This is a genomic window from Wolbachia endosymbiont of Nasonia giraulti, assembly GCF_048054155.1.
GTDB lineage: Bacteria > Pseudomonadota > Alphaproteobacteria > Rickettsiales > Anaplasmataceae > Wolbachia > Wolbachia pipientis_C.
Genome location: NZ_JAFEVH010000085.1, coordinates 1 through 2,858, shown reverse-complemented (window position 1 = coordinate 2,858; position 2,858 = coordinate 1). Strand labels below are relative to the sequence as shown.

Here is a 2,858-nt window from a genome sequence, read left to right as displayed (position 1 = left end):
CCATAAGCTCTGCTACCTCAACCTTTGTCTTACCTTTTTCTATCATCAATACTGCCTTTTCCCTTAAATCCACACTATATGCCATTATAACTCAAATACTTTATTATACCTTTATCATTTACTTTAGGAAATACTATAGCTTACAAATCGTCTTCTTGCTTCCACCGCTTTGCTTCTAAAAAGATTATGAATAGACCCTTAATATCCGAAATTTATACCTCTATATTTATTTTAATATAGGGATTCATTTCAATTTTTAAAGTTTCTATTTAATGAGAATGCTATATCATATTCGTAATTTAATTTAAATATCTGTTGCTTCTGAAATACTATTTGGTTAGTAAATAAAATCATGTCTAATACAGAAAAAATGAAAAAGGATGTTGCTGTAATTATGGGAAGCGAGTCGGATTATGGCACTATGGTGCATGCTATTAACCTATTAAAAGAATTGGAAATTTCACATGATGTATTTATAATATCCGCACACAGAACACCAGAGAGACTCTTTAATTTTACTAAGTCTGCTCAAGAAAAAGGCTTTAAGGTTATTATAGCTGGTGCAGGAGGAGCGGCTCATTTACCTGGTATGACTGCATCGCTTACTTATTTACCTGTTATCGGTATTCCTGTGCATAGCAAACAATTAAATGGGCTAGATAGTCTATTATCTATAGTGCAGATGCCAAAAGGTGTTCCAGTTTCAACAATGTCTATAGGAGAGAGTGGAGCATGCAATGCCGCTATTACTGCTGCATCTATATTGTCGATTTCTAATAGTGAAATTGCAGATAGATTAAAAAAATGGAGAGAGGAGCAAACTCAAGCAGTAAAAGAAAAACCAACATTATAATGGCAATAGTTCTTTTAGATACAAAAACCATAAATCGTATAGCAGCAGGAGAGGTAATAGAAAGGCCTGCAAGTGTGGTAAAGGAATTAGTGGAAAATGCAATAGATGCCAGAAGCTCAGAGATAGAAATTAAGATAGAAAGTGGTGGGCGTAACCTCATTACTGTAATCGATGATGGTAGCGGAGTAAAAAAGGATGATTTAGAACTTGCGTTTATGCGCCATGCTACTTCAAAATTGAGTGACAGTGAATTGATAGAGATCAAGCATCTTGGCTTTAGAGGAGAAGCTTTGCCTTCAATTGCAGCAGTAAGCAGAATAAAATTATCATCTAAGGCAAGCAAAGCAGATCAAGCATGGTCTATGAGGTATGAGGGGGGAGAAAAAATAGGAGAGCTTGTTCCTTATCCTTTATCGATAGGAACATATATTGAAGTACGAGATTTATTTTTTGCCACACCAAATAGACTAAAATTTCTCAAAACCGAAAGGGCAGAAACACAAAGCATTGTTGATATTGTAAACAACTTAGCAATGATCAATTATGGAATTGAGTTTACTCTTATCTCCGATAATAAGAAACTTCTTAAGTATGCTAAGCAGACCTCATTATTTAGCAGGCTATGCGAAGTAGAAGAAGAATTTCATGAAAACTCTTTGCAAATTAGTGAAGAAGAAGATGGAATTAGACTTACAGGATACATCTGTAAACCTACTGTCAATCGTAGCAATTCAACTCAGATCTATACATTTGTTAATGGTAGACCAATTAAAGATAATCTACTTATTGGTGCAATTCGTTATGCGTATCACGACCTTATTCCAAGCAATAGATATCCTTTTGCAGCGCTGCACTTAGAGATACCGTATGATCAAGTTGATGTAAATGTGCATCCAAATAAATCAGAGGTAAGGTTTCAGAACAAGAGGCTAATATATGAAATAGTGAGAAGAAGGCTAATAAAAGTGCTATCAAAGAGAATAGATCTTGCAGAAACTGTATTGGCCCAGAATGGAACAACAACGAATCATCTATCATCAGATCCTTTTAGTAGGTCTAGTCTTAAAAATGAATTTTATGGAAGAAGGTCGGATCCTTTTGAAAACCAGTTAATGAGAGAATTTACTTCTCCAAATATAGAGACAAAAAGCTTATCAGAACATTCAAAATCGTTTGATTGTACTGGTATGCAAAAATCTCCTCCGCGAGCGGAAACTACAATTTTGGAAAGGAAACAAACCGATCTAATAAGGGACTATCCACTTGGGTTTGCACACTGTCAAATCTACAATACTTATATTATTGCCGAGGTAAGAGACAAACTAATTATAGTAGATCAGCATGCAGCCCATGAAAGACTAGTATACGAGTGCTTAAAGGAGAAATCAAGTATAAAAAGACAAAAACTTCTTTTGCCTGAAATGGTTGAAATCAAAAATCAAGCTGGAATGGAGATGATTAAAACTTATAAAGATAAACTTTTTGAGATGGGTTTTGAGATTGAAATTAAATCAGAAAATAAGATCATAGTAAAAGAAGTTCCTGCAATCTTAGGAACAGTAGACACAAAGAGAATGCTCATTGATATAGTGGATAGACTAACAGAAATAGAAGATATATTACCTATAGAGGATAAGGTGAATAAAATACTAGCCACAATTGCTTGTTATGGATCAATAAGAGCAGGCAGAAAGATGAAATTGGAGGAGATGAATGAATTATTGAGGCAAATGGAAAAGACACCTTATTCTGGACAATGTAATCACGGAAGGCCAACATATATAGAAATGAAATTAAGCGATATTGAAAAGTTATTTGAGCGAAGGTGAGAAGTTATCACAAATATGTATAGATTATACAAGGGAACGGGGAACGTTCAAAAAAGTGTGTCAAACCGCATTTTCAATTCAACTCAATTTTTAACCTACCAGGAAAAAAGATATCAAGTTGAGACATAGTTAAAGCCCAATTAGGCAAAGCAGTAATCCACTTTTGCTCTACCTTT

2 protein-coding genes are annotated in these 2,858 nt (G+C 34.4%); both read left to right on the top strand.

Going from position 1 to position 2,858, the window contains the following annotated elements; genetic code table 11:
- Positions 1-352: 352 nt before the first annotated feature.
- Positions 353-853: a 5-(carboxyamino)imidazole ribonucleotide mutase gene (gene purE, locus JR312_RS06325; RefSeq protein ID WP_264330791.1), complete on the top strand. Its 501-nt coding sequence runs from the start codon at positions 353-355 to the stop codon at positions 851-853.
- Positions 853-2,682, top strand: a complete 1,830-nt coding sequence (gene mutL / locus JR312_RS06320; protein ID WP_416647988.1) for a DNA mismatch repair endonuclease MutL — start codon at positions 853-855, stop codon at positions 2,680-2,682. The genes purE and mutL overlap by 1 nt, the downstream gene beginning before the upstream one ends.
- Positions 2,683-2,858 lie beyond the last annotated feature (176 nt).

Coding starts and splice junctions, on each gene's coding strand:
- mutL (WP_416647988.1), top strand. CDS start 853: ATGGCAATAGTTCTTTTAGATACAAAAACCATAAATCGTATAGCAGCA.
- purE (WP_264330791.1), top strand. CDS start 353: ATGTCTAATACAGAAAAAATGAAAAAGGATGTTGCTGTAATTATGGGA.